This is a genomic window from Rathayibacter sp. AY1A7 (genome assembly GCF_002930845.1).
Classification (GTDB): Bacteria; Actinomycetota; Actinomycetes; order Actinomycetales; family Microbacteriaceae; genus Rathayibacter.
Genome location: NZ_PSTL01000003.1, coordinates 180,206 through 193,709 on the forward strand (window position 1 = coordinate 180,206; position 13,504 = coordinate 193,709).

Here is a 13,504-nt window from a genome sequence, read left to right on the forward strand (position 1 = left end):
TCATGTGCCACGGATCGTGAGCACCGCGGCCCCGGCCACGACCTCTGACCATCTGGAGAAGATCATGACCAACGTCACCCCCACCAGCCTCGCCAACGCCTCCTCGGCCAAGCACGGCACCGCCACCTCGGCAGGCAAGAACACGATCGCCGACGGCGTCGTCGAGAAGGTCGCCGGCATCGCGGCCCGCGAGGTCCCCGGCGTGCACGACCTGGGCAACGGCGCCGCCCGCGCCATCGGCGCCATCCGCAACGCGATCAACGCGCAGGACCGCGGCCAGGGCATCTCCGTCGAGGTCGGCGAGAAGCAGGTCGCCGCCGACATCACCGTCGTCGCCGAGTACCCCGTCGCGCTGCAGAAGCTCGCCGACAGCATCCGCTCCGCCGTCTCCGAGGCCATCTCCTCGGTCGTCGGCATGGAGGTCGCCGAGGTCAACGTCACCATCTCCGACGTCTTCATCCCCTCGGACGACAAGGACGACGAGACCGAGAGCCGCGTCAAGTGACTCCGTCCCACATCGGCCTGGTCCTCGGCGCGGTCCTCGCGCTGACCGCCCTCGTCTTCGGCTTCTGGGCGCTCCTCTGGGTCGCCCTCGCCATGGCGATCGGCTACGGCGTCGGGCGGGTCGTCGAGGGCAAGCTCGACCTGCGCTCCCTCGGCGACACCCTCCGCGGGCGGCGGTCCTCGTGACCGCGGCGGTGATGGCCGACGAGGCCAGCCACGGCCGCACGACGATCAGCTCGCGCGCCGTGCGCCGAGTCGTGTCGGCCGTCACCGCGGAGGCGCTGGACGTGAACTCGTCCGACGTGTCCGTCGAGCTCGACGACGAGGGAGGACGCCTCCACGTCGTCGCGCACGCCCCCATCCACGTCACGCCCCTGGGCGAGACGGGCCGCCGCTCCTCCGGGACGCTGCTGGACCGACTCAGCCGGGCGCAGACGACCATCCGCTCGCGCTGCCTCGAACTGACGGGCTCCACGATCGGCCGGGTCGACCTCCGGATCACCGGTGCCGACCTCCGAGAACGAAGGAGGGTGTCGTGACGACTCCCACCACTGCCGGCCGGGCGCTCTACCCGCGCCTGGTGCGGCGCGAGACGCACTCGTCCCGCTCCGGATCGGCGATCGTCCTCGCCGTCCTGCTCATCCTCCTGTTCGCGTGGCTGGCCACGGAGGCGGTCCTCGCCGTCCTCGGCCAGCCCGCCCTGCTCGTGGCCCCGCAGGACGGAGCGTCCTCGCTGCTCAACGCGGCCGCAGCGCCCATCGCGCTGACCGCCGCCGCCGGCGCCGTGCTCGCGCTGATCGGGCTCGTCCTGATCGTCGTGTCGCTCAAGCCCGGCCGTCGCGGCCGTCGCGCCGTCAGCACCGACCGCACCGCGGCCATCGTCGACGACCGCGTCATCGCGCAGGCCGTCGCCCGCACCGCCGGCTACGCCGGAGACGTCGACCCGGACAACGTGTCGGTGTCGGTCGGATCCCGCGTCGTCGACGTGACGGTCTCCCGCACCTCCGGCCGCAGCATCGACGTCACGCCGATCCGCGAGGCCGTCGACGCCGAGCTCGCCACGTTCGACTGCACCCCGCGCCTGCGCTCGAAGGTGCGCCTGTCCGAGAAGGGAACGGTCCGCTGATGACCACCACGAACCGATTCCTCAACCGGCTGCTCCTGTTCGTCGTGGGCCTCGTCCTCCTCCTCGCCGGCGGCGCCGTCGCGGTGGGGTCGCTGCTCCCGCAGGTCCAGGAGAACGTGTCCACCGCCGCGCAGGACGCGGCCGACCCCACGAGCCAGGCCCTCTCGGGCGGCACCCCGTGGATCCTCTGGGTCATCGCGGTCGTCGCGCTCGTCCTCATCCTGCTGCTGGTGCGCTTCATCGTGCGGCAGGGCCGCGGCCGCACCTCCACGCTGCTGCGTGTCGGCTCCGGAGAGGGAGCGGGGACGCCCACAGGCGGCTCCGTCACCATCGACGCGAAGGTCGCCGAGCAGGTCCTCGAGGAGGCCCTGTCGCAGGAGCCGTCCATCGTCGCGGTCGACGTGACCGCGTTCGAGATCAAGCACCAGAAGGTGCTGCGCGTCACCGCGCACACCCGCCGCGGCGCCTCGCCCGCCCGCACCCGGCAGACGGTCGACCAGGCCGTCCGCCAGTGGGACGCCCTCCTCGGCGAGGAGACGCCCGTCGTCATCCAGATCGTCAGCGGTCTGCGGACGAAGATGAGCGGCACCGCCCGCGTGCAGTAGCCGCCGGCGCCACCGTCCGGCCCTCCCGATCGGGAGGGCCGGAGAGCCCCGCTCAGGCGGGATGGAAGTCTTTCTGAAGGAGCACCTCATGTCCGATCCGATGGAGCCCGGCACCGTCGAGCGCATCCGCACCGATGAGCAGCCGACCCCGAACCAGCAGAGCCGGCGCGAGTCCGCCCGCCGCGACGGGAAGCCGTCCGAGCCCGAGTCGACCGAGAGCCGGGTCGCGACCGCCGCCGGCGAGAGCGCCCAGCGCGTGTCCGGCGTCCACCACCTCGGTGGAGCCGTCGCCCGCGGCCTCGACCGCGCCTCCCGCCGCGTGCTGGGCACCAGCACCGTCCCTGGAGTCACGGTCTCGAAGGCCGACGGCGTCACCACCGTCGACATCGACCTCGTCGTCGAGTACCCCCACCCCGTCCGCGAGGTCCTGGACGCCGTGCGCGATCAGGTGCAGCGCGTGGCGGAGCCGGTCGCCGGCGGCCACGTCGTCGTCAACGTCGAGGCGACCGACGTCCACGGCCCGTTCGACCCGATCGAGAAGCCGGAGGAGGACGAGGAGCCGCTCGTCGACACCGTCAAGCGCGCCGTGTCCGACGCCCGCGACTCCGCCAAGGAGGCCGCCGGGAACGCCCGCGACGCCGTCTCCGGTGCCGTCGACTCCGCCCGCGGACGCCTGGCGGACGCCGCCGACGACGCCGCGGACGCGATGGACCGAGCGGCCGACGAGCGCGACGAGCGCGCAGCCGCCCAGAAGACGGCCGATGACGAGCGCGCCGCCGAGCGCGACGAGGACGACCCCCGCGTCGAGACGCACGCGGCCCCGGCCGTCGTCGAGACCGCGGAGTTCGTGGTCCGCGTCCAGGTCGAGCCGGTCGACGACGACGGCGACCCCCGCACCGCGACCGTCGAGGTCGCTCCAGCGGAGGAGTCCGAGCACGTCGAGCGCGACGAGGCGGCGGCCGATCGCGACGCCGCGTCCGACGACGCCGACGCCCACCGCTCCGAGGACGACCGCGCGTCGTCCACCGCCGGTCGGGAGTAGTCCCGTGCGCACCCGCTCGTACGGCGCGCGACGCAAGCCGCGTGCGGCCTGGATCGCGCTCGGCACGGGCGTCGTGCTCTCGTTCGTGGTCGTCGTCGCCGTGCTGCTGCCCGTCCTCGGGCTGATCGGCGCGGCGGACGGCACCACGGCCGGGGCGCTCGACGTCCCGGTCGGCGCGATCGTCCTCTCGATCGTCCTCAGCTACGCGGTCGGCCTGGCCTGCCTCGCCGTCGCGTTGCTCTCCCGCAACGCGGCCCTCGCCTGGGTCGCCGCGGTGGCCGCCGTGATCGCGACGCTCATCGGCTCGATCTGGCCGCTCGTCGCGACCGGATTCGCCAGCGTCGACCAGGCGAAGGACGTCATCCCCTTCATCCAGGACCTGATCGCCCGGGTCCGGGGGTAGCGTCGGGGCGATGAGCTCCGACTACCTCCGCGCCTACGACGACCAGCTCCGCTCCGACGCCGAGACCCCGAGCGCCGTCTCCGTGACGCGGGAGGGGCCTCTGCGTCTGGTGACCTTCGCCGGCGGACGCGGCTTCGTCACCTACCGCGACCTCGCCGGCGCCTCCTCCGCGGAGATCGCCCGCCTGGTCGCCGCGGCCTGCGCGCACTTCGACGCCGATCCCGGCATCACCCGCGTCGAGTGGAAGACCCGCGGCCACGACGAGGCCCCGGGCATGCACGACGCCCTCGTCGCGAACGGCTTCGCGCCGGACGAGGCCGAGTCGATCATGATCGGCCCGGTCGAGGCGCTGCTCTCGGACCGGCCGGTCCCGGAGGGGGTCGTGCTGCGGCGGGTCGTCGACGAGCCGGACGTCCGCGCGTTCAGCGCCATGATCGACGCCGCCTTCGAGGAGGAGGTCGACGTGTCGATCGCCGATTCGCTCGTCGCCCGCCTGGCGCGCGGCGACGGCATGGAGCTGTGGGTCGCCGAGGTCGACGGGCGCATGGCGTCCGGCGGCCGGCTCGAGCCCGTCCCGGGCACCGCCTTCGCCGGCATCTGGGGCGGAGCGACGCTGCCGGAGTACCGCGGACGCGGGCTCTACGGCCTGGTCACGGCCGCCCGCGCCGCCTCCGCCCAGGCACTCGGGAAGACCCTCGTGCACAGCGACTCGACCGAGTACTCGCGGCCCATCCTGGAGCGCGCGGGCCTGGTCCGGGTGTCGACGACGACTCCGTACCGACGGCGGCATCCGTAGTCCGCTCTCCGTGCGTGCGCGGGGATCTCGATACGCGCGCTGAGCGCGCTACTCGATCAGCATGTCGGGGACTTCTGCTGGTCGAGTAGCCCGAAGCGGCGTATCGAGACCTGCCCGTTCGTGCGTGGAGATCTCGATACGCGCGCTGCTCCGATCAGCTCGGGGACGTGATCTCGAGCGCGATGTTGTCGGGGTCGCGGAACTCGAGGAGGCTCATGCCGCCGGCGTCCTTGATCGGCTCGTGGGCGATGCCGAGGTCGTCGAGCACGGCCGCGGCCGCCTTCAGCGCGTCGAGGTCGGGGACGGTGAAGCTGACGTGGTCGAGCCCGACCCGGTCCTCGTCGAAGCGGTCGTCGCCGGGCGCGACGGGGCGCAGGCCGAGCAGTCCGCCCGGGAACTGGTAGATCACGCCGCCGAACACGAACGCCAGCTGCTCCTTCTCCTCCGGCGACGCGTCGGCCGGCGGCGCCTCGAAGGCGACGTCGAAGCCGAAGACGGAGTCGTAGAAGGGACGCGAGACGGCGATGTCGCGGACGGTGAGTCGGACGTGGTTGTAGTCGACAGCGGGGATCGGCACAGGGGTTCCTCTCGGCGGGGCGGGCGGAGTGCCCGTCTCCAGTTGTTCGGAGGCGGCGGGCCGCCGGTTCGGGGCTGGCGCCGCCTCCGAGGATCGGGTAGCGCGTCAGTCCAGCTCGGTCGGGCGCGCCGGCTCGGCCAGCAGGGCGCGCGCCGCCATCCCGATCACCGCGCTGTAGGTGGGGTAGGCGAAGCGGACGTTCGCGAGGGTCGCGAGGTCGACTCCGGCCGCCATCGCCGTGGTCACCGACTGCACGACCTCGATCGCGTTCTCGCCGACCGCGTGCGCACCGAGCAGCAGCTCGCGGCGCCGGTCGGCGATCAGCGTGAGGAACCCGTTCTCGCGGTCGTCGATGACGGCGCGGTCCAGGTGCGAGAACGGCACCGAGGCGACGACGCACTGCGGGTCGCGCTCGCGGGCCTGCTCCTGCGTGAAGCCGACGCCCGCGTAGTCCGGGTCCGTGAATCCGCCCGCGGGCAGGAGGAACTGGGGCGTGCGCCGGTTCGCGCCGAGCACCGCGTTCTCGGCGGCGGCCTCCGCCTCGAACTGCGCCGCCTGGACGAGCATGTCGCGCCCGTTCGCGTCGCCGACCGCGAAGATGTGCGGCACGACGGTGCGGAAGTACTGGTCGGCGGGGATCGCGGAGCGGACGACCTCGATGCCCGCGTTCTCGAGTCCGAGGTCCTCGACGTCGGCGGGCCAGCCGGTGGCCATGACCACCACGTCGACCTCGGCCGTCCGGTCCTCGCCGCCCTCGCGCCACGCGATCGCGAGCGAGCCGTCGTCCTGCCGCTCGATGCCCGACACCGTCTCGATCCCGGTGCGGACGCGGACTCCCTGGCGCTCGAAGGCGGCGCCGACGTGCTCGGAGATGCTGGAGTCGGAGGTCATCAGGATCCGCGGGGCGACGTCGAGGAGCGTCACCTCCGAGCCGAAGGCGTTGAAGACGGTGACGAGCTGGGCGCCCGTGTTGCCGCCGCCGATCACGGCGACGCGGCGCGGCAGCTCGGTCAGCCCGAGCACGTCCTCCGGCACGGTCGCGAGCTCGGCGCCCGGGATCGGCAGCCGCCGCGAGTGCCCGCCGACGCAGACCATGATCGAGCGCGCGCGGATCCGCCGCCCGCTGTCGAGCACGAGGGTGCTCTCGTCGACGAAACGGGCGCGGCCCTCGTGGATCAGGTCGACCCCCGCCTCCTCGAACCGCTGCGCCTCGCGCTTGATCGAGCGCACCAGGTCGACGCGCTCGTGCACGTGGCGCACGGTCGCGGCCCAGTCGAGGACGGGAGTGCCGATCTCGATCCCGTAGTCGCCGGCGGAGCGGGTCTCGCGCATCATCCGCGCCGTCTTCGCGAGGACGCGGGTGGGCACGCAGCCGGTGTTGACGCAGGTGCCGCCGACGCGCGCGGCCTCGAGCACGACCACGCGCGCTCCCAGCTCCGCGGCGCGGAGGGCGGCGGCCGTCCCCGCGGGTCCTGCGCCGATGACGGCGACGTCGTACTCGGCCTGCTCGGGAGTGCTGTCGGGCACGGGGACCTCCGGTTCTGGGTGTGCTCCGATCCTGCCGCTCCGCGCCCCGCTGCACCCGGCCTTGACAGCCCGCCCGCGGACCGGCGTCGCGGGCGTCCCGACGCTGAACATCGGCCGAGGACGGTTGCCCGGCGGGCGCCCGGCACGGTGGGATGACCGGGTGGGCTGCGGCGGGGGACTCGAGCGGAAGGCGCTCCGATGAGCGCCCGCACCTTCGGGGTGGAGGAGGAGTACCTCCTCGTCGACGCCGGCACGTTCCTCCCGACGCCCGCGGCGCCGCTGCTGCTCGGCTCCGTCCGCGGCTCCGCGGCGGTCGCCCTGGCCGCCGAGCTCAAGGCGGAGCAGATCGAGGCGGTCGGCGCTCCCGCCCGCACGCACGACGCGCTGCTGGCCGGACTGCGCGAGGGCCGCCGCCTGGCCGACGACTCCGCCCGCGAGGTCGGTGCCCGCGCCGTCGCGGTCGCGACCAGCCCCGCCGCGTTCGAGCCGCACCTCTCGGCCGACGAGCGCTACGACCGGATGGCCGAGCGCTTCGGCCTCGTCGCCCGCGAGCAGTTCACCTGCGGCCTGCACGTCCATGTCGGGATCGGGTCGCCGGAGGAGGGGATCGCGGTCCTCGACCGGCTGCGCGGCTGGCTGCCCGCCCTCCTCGCCCTGAGCACCAACTCCCCGCTGAGCGCCGGCGTCGACACCGGGTTCGCCAGCTGGCGCTACCAGTCGTGGGGGCGCTGGCCCACCGCCGGCCCGGTCGGCATCTGGGGCGACGTCGAGCAGTACCGGAGCGTCGTCGCCTCCCTCACCTCCTGCGGCGTGCTGCTGGACGAGGGCATGCTCTACTTCGACGCCCGTCTCTCCCGTGCGCACCCGACCGTCGAGGTGCGCATCGCCGACGTCCCGCTGCACGCCGAGGACTCGGCGCTGATCGCCGTCCTGATCCGGGCGCTCGCCGAGACGGCCGTGCGCGACGCGGGCGCCGGGGTCCCGCCCGTGGCGCTGCCGACTCCGGTGATCGCCGTCTCCTCCTGGCTGGCGAGCCGCCACGGCACGACCGGCGACCTCATCGATCCGGTCGACGGCTGCCCGGCCCCCGCCTCCGCGGTACTGGCGCGCCTGCTCGACCACGCGGGTCGGGCGCTGGCGGAGTCGGGCGACGAGGAGGTCGCGGCGTGCGGCGTCGAGCGGGTCCTGGCGCGGGGCACGGGCGCCGAGAGGCAGCGCGCGGTGTGGGAGCGGACGGCGTCCGCGGCCGAGGTGATCGCGGACGCGGCGGAGGCGACGCGCGCCTAGCGGCTCGCTGGTCGCAGGCTCACGGCTCGCTGGTCGCGGGCCCGGCGGTTCAGGGCTCGCTGGTCGCGGGGTCCGGTGACCCGGACTCCACCGTTCCGGACTCCTCCGCCTCGGGCTGCGGCGGCTCCGGCACCAGCTGGTAGCCGCCCTCGATCGTCCCGTCCGGGCGGAGCAGGATCTGCGTGTACACCGGGGCGCCGCTGCGGAGCGTCGTGCCGCTGACCCGGAGGGGCTCCCCGGCGAAGAACGCCTCCGAGCCGGTGCAGCCGGCGAAGAAGGACGCGTCCGGGCGCTGCACGGCGAGGCACACCGTGGTGCCGTTCGGCTCGGTGATCAGCAGGCGGTCGTTCTCGGCGGTGTCGAACCCGGAGCCGTAGACCGTGGCCTCCCCGGCGAGCAGAGCGAGGCCCGGCGGGACGTCGGTGGTCGGCTCCCAGCCCTCGACGAGCGCGGCGAAGCGGTCGGCGGGATCCGCGGAGGCGGTCGGCGGGGCGACGGGGTCCGCGGGCGGAGGGAGGAGGAGCGCGGTGGGGACGATCGCGCCGACCGCGGCTCCGCCGACGATCGCGGCAGCGAGCACGAGGCGGCGGCGGCGCGGGTGCGGCGTCCGCGGGGCCGGCCCGTCGGGGTGCTCGGCGGGCGACTCCGCAGTCTCGGAGCCGACGGTCGCCGACAGCGGAAGTGCGGCCGCCGGCAGGGGGGCGCGCGAGTCGGTCGCCGTCCCGGGATGCGCCGCGCCCGGCTGCGCTCCGGACGGCGCGGCGCCGGTCTGAGCGCCGGATCCCGTCACTCCGGGAGGAGCGTCCTCCGCCTCCAGCTCGCCGAGCCGTCGCAGCGCCTCGCGCCGCTCGTCCCGGTCGGCGCCGTCGTCGCGGGGTCGGGCCGACAGGATCCGCTCGAGATCCCTGCGCTCATCGTCCTCGGCCTGCACTCCGTCAGTATGGCGGCGCCGGACACGGGAACGGCCCGCGACCCCCGGGACTCCGCCTTCTCAGCGGTGTCCCGGTGGCCGCGGGCCGTTCCGGTGCGGGCGTCAGCCCGACGGGTTCTCGACCGGGTCGCCCTCGGGGTCGGTGGCCGTCTCGGGGTCGACGTGCTCGGGGTCGGTGGTCTGCGGGTCCTCGGGAGTGTTCTTCTCGGTCATCGGATCCTCCTTGTCGCTGGGTGCGGAACGTGCGGACAGGTTCCACGCTACGGCGGGAGCTCCGTGGAGCGCGCCCGGTTGACTCCGCCGCCCGGTGTCCGGAACCGAGGTCAGGAGCGGCGGATCCGCCCGAGCGGCCCGTCACGCTGCTTCCGGCCTCGGCTCCGGACGCCGCTCGCCTCAGCCGGCCCCTTCACCCGTGGCAGCCGCGGGCGTCCACCGCAAGGCCTGGCAGCGCTCTGTCGCGATTCGTACGCTGAACCCATCGAGCCGAGGAGCAGCAGCGCCACATGATCCGCACCACCGTCACCATCGAGGGCAAGACCTACGGGCTGTCCCAGGGGACCGACGTCGCCGAGCTGAAGCGGTCGGCGACCGAGGCGACGCAGGCCGGAGGAGGCCTCGTCGACTTCGTGATCGTGGGCAACCGCCAGGTCAGCGTCCTGATCTCGACGGGTGTTCCGGTGATCTTCGAGGAGCTCGAGGTGCCGGACGACGACCGCGACACCGGTGACGTCCACCAGCCGTGGGACGACATCGACTACCTCGACTGACCCCGTCCTCCCGGTCGCGCCGAGTCGCGGCCGGGTCCCAGACGCCTGAGGGGCGCCGCCGGCTGGACCCGGCGTCTCTCGGGCACCTCGTGCCGCGCTACTCCGCGGACTCGCTCTCGGCCAGCTCGCCCTCGACCAGCGTGCGGGCGGCCGAGGCGAGGGCCGAGCGGATGCGCTCCGCCGGCTCCTGCAGCATCGCCGCGATCGCGTCGACGTCGTGGCCGCCGGTGTGCCGGAGCAGCCAGGCCTGGCGCTCGAGCGTCGGCAGGGCGTGCAGGCGGCGGTGGAAGCCCGAGCGCAGCAGGTCGTCCTCGCGGATCGCCGCGGGGGCCTGCTCGGCGCGCTCCATCGCGGAGCCGCCGCGCTGCACGCTCGCGCGCCCGACCTCGGAGCGCATCAGGTCGAGGGCGCCCGTGTCGTCGAGTCCCTGCGGCCGTCCGCTGCGGACGGTGACCGCCGCGTGGCGGAGGGCGGCGCTCGCCGCGGAGTCCGACAGCGTGAGGCGGTAGGCGTACGCGTAGAGGCCGAGGGCGCGGTTCTCGAGGGCGCGGCCGGCGAGCAGCTCGCCCTGCTGCTGCGACTGCGTCATGCCGACGGCGGCGACGGGTCTGTCGTAGGTGGTCACGGTGACTCCTCGGCTCCGCGCGCTCCCGGTCGGGAAACGCGTCGGAGGCGATGCTAGGGAGTCGAGAACGATCGTTCTACCCTTGACTTCTCGGAATCTTTTTCGATGCGTGCGCATGGAAGCGCTTTCCCGACAACCGTCCTGGAAAGTGGAAGCGCTCTCACTCCCGCGCCGAGAGGATGCAGAACTCGTTGCCCTCCGGGTCGGCGAGCACGACCCAGGACTGCTCGCCCTGCCCGACGTCGGACCGCGTCGCCCCCAAGCCGACCAGCCGCGCGACCTCCGCCTCCTGGTCGTCCGGCACGAAATCCAGGTGCAGCCGGTTCTTCACGGTCTTGCGCTCGGGCACGTCGAGGAAGAGCAGGCTCGGCCCGCGGCCCGACGGGGCGAGCAGCTCGATGCCGTCCTCGTCCTCGTCCACGACGTCCCAGCCGAGCGCCTCCTGCCACCAGTGCGCGAGGGTCCGGAAGTCGGTGCAGTCGACGATGATCTCTTCGAGTCGGAGGGCCATGCACCGACGCTAATCGGCGCGGGGCGTGTCGGGGAAGTGCGTCCGGCGGGTCCGCGCGGCGCCGCGGCTCCGTCCGGCCGTGTCGTCCGCGGGACGGGTGCCCGTGCCGGTTCGGCACGACGGCTGGCGGCCGGAGCGGCGGCGCGGCATCCTCGACGCGGGTGCCCCTGCGCCCGGGGACGAGGAGCAGCATGAGCACCGCACGCGAGCAGTGGGAGGCGCGCTACGCCGACTCCGATCGGATCTGGTCGGGCCGGCCGAACGCGACGCTGGTCGGGCTGGTCGGCCCGGTGCCGCCGGGCCGCGCCCTCGACCTCGGCGCCGGCGAGGGGGCGGACGCGCTGTGGCTGGCGTCGCTCGGCTGGCGCGTGACCGGGCTCGACCTCTCCGAGACGGCGCTGGGCCGGGCGCGCGCGGCCGCGGCCGAGCGGGGCGCCGACGTGGACTTCGTGCAGGCCGACCTCGCCGAGGACTGGCCGGTCGTGGGGGAGTTCGATCTGGTGACGGCGAGCTTCCTGCACTCGATGGCCGAGTTCCCGCGGATCGACGTGCTGCGGCGGGCGGCCTCCGTCGTCGCTCCCGGCGGCCGCCTCGCCGTCGTCTCGCACGCCGCGCCCCCGCCGTGGGCGAGCGGCGACGACCACCGCCACGGAGCGATGCACCTCGTCGGCCCCGAGGAGGAGCTCGCCGAGCTGGCCCTCGACCCCGCCGAGTGGACCGCGGAGCTCGTCGAGACGAGGGAGCGCGCCGTGACCGCTCCCGACGGCACGGCAGCCGTGCTCCTGGACGGCGTGATGCTCCTGCAGCGACGCGGCTGAGCAGGCGCCGCTCGAGGACCCGCGGCCGGGCTAGCGTGGTCCGCGACCCCGACCCCGCAGGAGGCGCCGATGCCGTTCGATCCGTACCTCGCCGCTCGGCTGCCTCTCCTGGCCGGCCTCGCGTATCCGCTCGACGCCGAGCAGGCCGCCCGCATGGCCGCGTTCGAGGAGGATCCGGGGCCCTGGTCGCTGCCCGAGGGGATCGACGTCGTCACGGAGACCGCGTCCGGCCCGCACGGACCGGTCCCGCTGCGCGTGTACTCGCCCGCCGCACCCGAGCGCGCTCTGCTCTGGGTGCACGGAGGAGGGTTCGCCGCCGGGAGCATCGACATGCGCGAGTCGCACGTCGTCGCGGCGGAGCTCGCCCACCGGGCGCGGGCCCGGGTCGTCTCCGTCGACTACCGGCTCGCCGGCCCCGACGTCCGCTACCCCGTCCCGCTCGACGACGTGCACGCCGCCTGGCGGCACCTCCGCAGCACGGAGTCCGGATCCACACCCGTCGCGATCGGCGGCGCGAGCGCGGGAGCGGCCCTGGCCCTCGGTGCGGTCCTCCGCGAGCGCGACGCCGGTGCGCGGCTGCCGGAGCACGTGCTCCTGGCCTACCCCTTCGCCCACTTCCCCAACCCCGCCGTCGACGACGCGATCGCGGCCGAGCTGCGCGAGCTGCCGCCCGTCCTCCGCTTTCCTCCGTCGAGCATCGAGGGCATGGTGCGCACCTACCTCGGGCGGATCTCCGACCTCCCCGTCGAGGCGCTGCCCGGCTCCGCGCCGCTGGCGGGTCTGCCTCCGGTCACGGTCCTCGTGAACGAGTACGACGAGCTGCGGGGGTCGGCCGAGCTGCTCCTGCGCCAGCTCGCGGAGGCGGGCGTCGCCGTGACCGGGCACCTGGCCGCCGGCATGCCCCACGGGCACCTCAACCGGACGCCGGCGCTGCCCGAGGTCGACCGCTCGCTGCACCTCTTCTCGGCTCAGCTGCGCGCGATGGGCTGAGGCGCTCTGCCCCGTCCCGTCCCGCTCCGCCCCGCTCAGCTCAGGCGCGGTCCGCACCGTCCCGCTTAGGCGCGGTCGTGCAGGGTGACGTGGTAGCCGTCCGGGTCGGCGAAGGTGAAGGTGCGCCCGAACGGGCCGTCGATCGGAGCCGCGACGACGGGGTGCCTGTCGGCGACGAGCGCGTCGTGGATCTCCTGCACGCCGGTCGCGTGCAGCCAGATCGCGGCGCCCACACCGGGGCGGGAGGCGGAGTCGAGGTCGGTGCCGGGCGCGAGGTCGCGCAGGGCGAAGGCGATCGGAGTCGTCGTGAAGACGACGGCGTGCGGCGGGCCGGCGGGCGAGCGGACCAGGCCGAGGTACTGCTCGTAGAACGCCTGGGACGCCGCGAGGTCGCGGACCTGGAGCGAGACGAAGTCGGGGCCGGTGACGGGCATGGGGTTCCTCCTCGGTTGTGTCAGCTTTCTGACACACAGGAGCGTATGTCAGAATTCTGACATGAGTCAAGACGGCATCGACCTCGAGACCTCGCTCGGCTACCTGCTCAAGGAGGCATCGAGCGCGCTGCGCGCGGCGATGGAGGCCGTGCTGCGCCCGCTCGGGATGACGGTCACCCACTACTCCTGCCTCGAGCTCCTCGCCCAGCGGCCGGGCCTCTCGAACTCGGAGCTCGCGCGGGGCGCCTTCGTCACCCGGCAGTCGATGAACGTCCTGCTGCAGACTCTGGAGCGCGACGGCGTCGTCACCCGCCCCGACGCGGCTCCGGTCGGCAAGGCGCTCCCCGCCAGGCTCACCGAGCGCGGACGCCGGAGCCTGGCCGAGGCGTCCGCCGCCGTCCGCGGGGTGGAGCTGCGGATGCTGGAGGGGCTCGCGGAGGAGGAGCGGCAGGCGGCGGCGCGCCTGCTCCGCGGGATGATCCGGTCGCTCCGGGCGGACGACCGCGCCTGAGGGGCGCTGTTCCGCCGTCTGTAGGAACGGGCGCCGCCCGCTCGCCGGTA

The 13,504-nt window shown here is 74.3% G+C and carries 19 protein-coding genes; 13 read left to right on the forward strand and 6 right to left on the reverse strand.

All coding sequences use genetic code 11. The annotated features are described in order from the left end of the window. Nucleotides 1-64: 64 nt before the first annotated feature. From C5B95_RS04540 to C5B95_RS04575, 8 genes are all read left to right on the forward strand, one after another. A complete protein-coding gene (locus C5B95_RS04540) occupies nt 65-505 on the forward strand; it encodes an Asp23/Gls24 family envelope stress response protein (protein ID WP_104223989.1) in 441 nt (146 codons plus the stop codon). After that, complete coding sequence (locus C5B95_RS04545; protein WP_104223990.1) at nt 502-690, forward strand: DUF2273 domain-containing protein; 189 nt, start codon at nt 502-504, stop codon at nt 688-690. The genes C5B95_RS04540 and C5B95_RS04545 overlap by 4 nt, the downstream gene beginning before the upstream one ends. Further along, complete coding sequence (locus C5B95_RS04550; protein WP_244230558.1) at nt 687-1,043, forward strand: hypothetical protein; 357 nt, start codon at nt 687-689, stop codon at nt 1,041-1,043. Before C5B95_RS04545 ends, C5B95_RS04550 begins: the two co-directional genes overlap by 4 nt. Next, a complete protein-coding gene (locus C5B95_RS04555; RefSeq protein ID WP_104348577.1) occupies nt 1,040-1,630 on the forward strand; it encodes a DUF6286 domain-containing protein in 591 nt (196 codons plus the stop codon). Before C5B95_RS04550 ends, C5B95_RS04555 begins: the two co-directional genes overlap by 4 nt. Continuing rightward, nucleotides 1,630-2,235, forward strand: coding sequence for a hypothetical protein (locus C5B95_RS04560; protein ID WP_104238125.1), 606 nt, complete (start codon nt 1,630-1,632; stop codon nt 2,233-2,235). The genes C5B95_RS04555 and C5B95_RS04560 overlap by 1 nt, the downstream gene beginning before the upstream one ends. Nucleotides 2,236-2,323: 88 nt before the next feature. Continuing rightward, nucleotides 2,324-3,277 (forward strand): Asp23/Gls24 family envelope stress response protein, encoded by a 954-nt coding sequence (locus tag C5B95_RS04565; RefSeq protein ID WP_181067997.1) that lies wholly within the window; start codon nt 2,324-2,326, stop codon nt 3,275-3,277. Between the two features lie 4 nt (nt 3,278-3,281). Then, complete coding sequence (locus tag C5B95_RS04570) at nt 3,282-3,680, forward strand: hypothetical protein (RefSeq protein ID WP_104317722.1); 399 nt, start codon at nt 3,282-3,284, stop codon at nt 3,678-3,680. Nucleotides 3,681-3,690: 10 nt separating this feature from the next. Further along, the gene (locus tag C5B95_RS04575; RefSeq protein ID WP_104348579.1) at nt 3,691-4,476 is read left to right on the forward strand and encodes a GNAT family N-acetyltransferase; all 786 of its coding nucleotides are present in this window, start codon (nt 3,691-3,693) and stop codon (nt 4,474-4,476) included. A 154-nt stretch (nt 4,477-4,630) separates the two neighbouring features. Here C5B95_RS04575 and C5B95_RS04580 read toward each other — a convergent pair whose 3' ends face one another. Together C5B95_RS04580 and C5B95_RS04585 are read right to left on the reverse strand one after the other, a co-directional pair. Continuing rightward, nucleotides 4,631-5,053, reverse strand: coding sequence for a VOC family protein (locus C5B95_RS04580; RefSeq protein WP_104223996.1), 423 nt, complete (start codon nt 5,051-5,053; stop codon nt 4,631-4,633). Between the two features lie 105 nt (nt 5,054-5,158). After that, entirely contained in the window at nt 5,159-6,580 is a 1,422-nt protein-coding gene (locus C5B95_RS04585; RefSeq protein WP_258059801.1) for an NAD(P)/FAD-dependent oxidoreductase, read from the reverse strand. A gap of 198 nt (nt 6,581-6,778) precedes the next feature. Here C5B95_RS04585 and C5B95_RS04590 point away from each other — a divergent pair, with 198 nt between their 5' ends. Beyond that, the gene (locus C5B95_RS04590; RefSeq protein WP_104348581.1) at nt 6,779-7,867 is read left to right on the forward strand and encodes a glutamate--cysteine ligase; all 1,089 of its coding nucleotides are present in this window, start codon (nt 6,779-6,781) and stop codon (nt 7,865-7,867) included. A gap of 49 nt (nt 7,868-7,916) precedes the next feature. On the opposite strand, the gene C5B95_RS04595 is transcribed toward C5B95_RS04590, so the two are convergent. After that, nucleotides 7,917-8,798, reverse strand: coding sequence for a hypothetical protein (locus tag C5B95_RS04595; RefSeq protein ID WP_104348582.1), 882 nt, complete (start codon nt 8,796-8,798; stop codon nt 7,917-7,919). Between the two features lie 503 nt (nt 8,799-9,301). On the opposite strand from C5B95_RS04595, the gene C5B95_RS04600 reads away from it, so the two are divergent. After that, nucleotides 9,302-9,565, forward strand: a complete 264-nt coding sequence (locus C5B95_RS04600) for a hypothetical protein (RefSeq protein ID WP_104224053.1) — start codon at nt 9,302-9,304, stop codon at nt 9,563-9,565. A gap of 97 nt (nt 9,566-9,662) precedes the next feature. On the opposite strand, the gene C5B95_RS04605 is transcribed toward C5B95_RS04600, so the two are convergent. Continuing rightward, nucleotides 9,663-10,190, reverse strand: a complete 528-nt coding sequence (locus tag C5B95_RS04605; protein WP_104325651.1) for a hypothetical protein — start codon at nt 10,188-10,190, stop codon at nt 9,663-9,665. Nucleotides 10,191-10,350: 160 nt separating this feature from the next. Then, complete coding sequence (locus C5B95_RS04610; RefSeq protein ID WP_104225854.1) at nt 10,351-10,701, reverse strand: VOC family protein; 351 nt, start codon at nt 10,699-10,701, stop codon at nt 10,351-10,353. Nucleotides 10,702-10,892: 191 nt separating this feature from the next. Here C5B95_RS04610 and C5B95_RS04615 point away from each other — a divergent pair, with 191 nt between their 5' ends. Then, nucleotides 10,893-11,519, forward strand: coding sequence for a class I SAM-dependent methyltransferase (locus C5B95_RS04615; protein WP_104250487.1), 627 nt, complete (start codon nt 10,893-10,895; stop codon nt 11,517-11,519). A 69-nt stretch (nt 11,520-11,588) separates the two neighbouring features. Continuing rightward, on the forward strand, nt 11,589-12,509 hold the full coding sequence (locus tag C5B95_RS04620; RefSeq protein ID WP_104348583.1) for an alpha/beta hydrolase fold domain-containing protein: 921 nt from the start codon (nt 11,589-11,591) through the stop codon (nt 12,507-12,509). Nucleotides 12,510-12,574: 65 nt separating this feature from the next. Here the strand turns inward: C5B95_RS04620 and C5B95_RS04625 are convergent, their stop codons facing one another. Further along, nucleotides 12,575-12,943 (reverse strand): VOC family protein, encoded by a 369-nt coding sequence (locus tag C5B95_RS04625; RefSeq protein ID WP_104348584.1) that lies wholly within the window; start codon nt 12,941-12,943, stop codon nt 12,575-12,577. 61 nt (nt 12,944-13,004) lie between these two features. Between C5B95_RS04625 and C5B95_RS04630 the strand changes: the two genes are divergently transcribed. Beyond that, on the forward strand, nt 13,005-13,454 hold the full coding sequence (locus C5B95_RS04630) for a MarR family winged helix-turn-helix transcriptional regulator (protein WP_104225858.1): 450 nt from the start codon (nt 13,005-13,007) through the stop codon (nt 13,452-13,454). The last annotated feature ends 50 nt before the right edge of the window (nt 13,455-13,504 follow it).

Coding starts and splice junctions, on each gene's coding strand:
- C5B95_RS04540 (WP_104223989.1), top strand. CDS start 65: ATGACCAACGTCACCCCCACCAGCCTCGCCAACGCCTCCTCGGCCAAG.
- C5B95_RS04560 (WP_104238125.1), top strand. CDS start 1,630: ATGACCACCACGAACCGATTCCTCAACCGGCTGCTCCTGTTCGTCGTG.
- C5B95_RS04565 (WP_181067997.1), top strand. CDS start 2,324: ATGTCCGATCCGATGGAGCCCGGCACCGTCGAGCGCATCCGCACCGAT.
- C5B95_RS04575 (WP_104348579.1), top strand. CDS start 3,691: ATGAGCTCCGACTACCTCCGCGCCTACGACGACCAGCTCCGCTCCGAC.
- C5B95_RS04590 (WP_104348581.1), top strand. CDS start 6,779: ATGAGCGCCCGCACCTTCGGGGTGGAGGAGGAGTACCTCCTCGTCGAC.
- C5B95_RS04600 (WP_104224053.1), top strand. CDS start 9,302: ATGATCCGCACCACCGTCACCATCGAGGGCAAGACCTACGGGCTGTCC.
- C5B95_RS04610 (WP_104225854.1), bottom strand. CDS start 10,701: ATGGCCCTCCGACTCGAAGAGATCATCGTCGACTGCACCGACTTCCGG.
- C5B95_RS04615 (WP_104250487.1), top strand. CDS start 10,893: ATGAGCACCGCACGCGAGCAGTGGGAGGCGCGCTACGCCGACTCCGAT.
- C5B95_RS04620 (WP_104348583.1), top strand. CDS start 11,589: ATGCCGTTCGATCCGTACCTCGCCGCTCGGCTGCCTCTCCTGGCCGGC.
- C5B95_RS04625 (WP_104348584.1), bottom strand. CDS start 12,943: ATGCCCGTCACCGGCCCCGACTTCGTCTCGCTCCAGGTCCGCGACCTC.
- C5B95_RS04630 (WP_104225858.1), top strand. CDS start 13,005: ATGAGTCAAGACGGCATCGACCTCGAGACCTCGCTCGGCTACCTGCTC.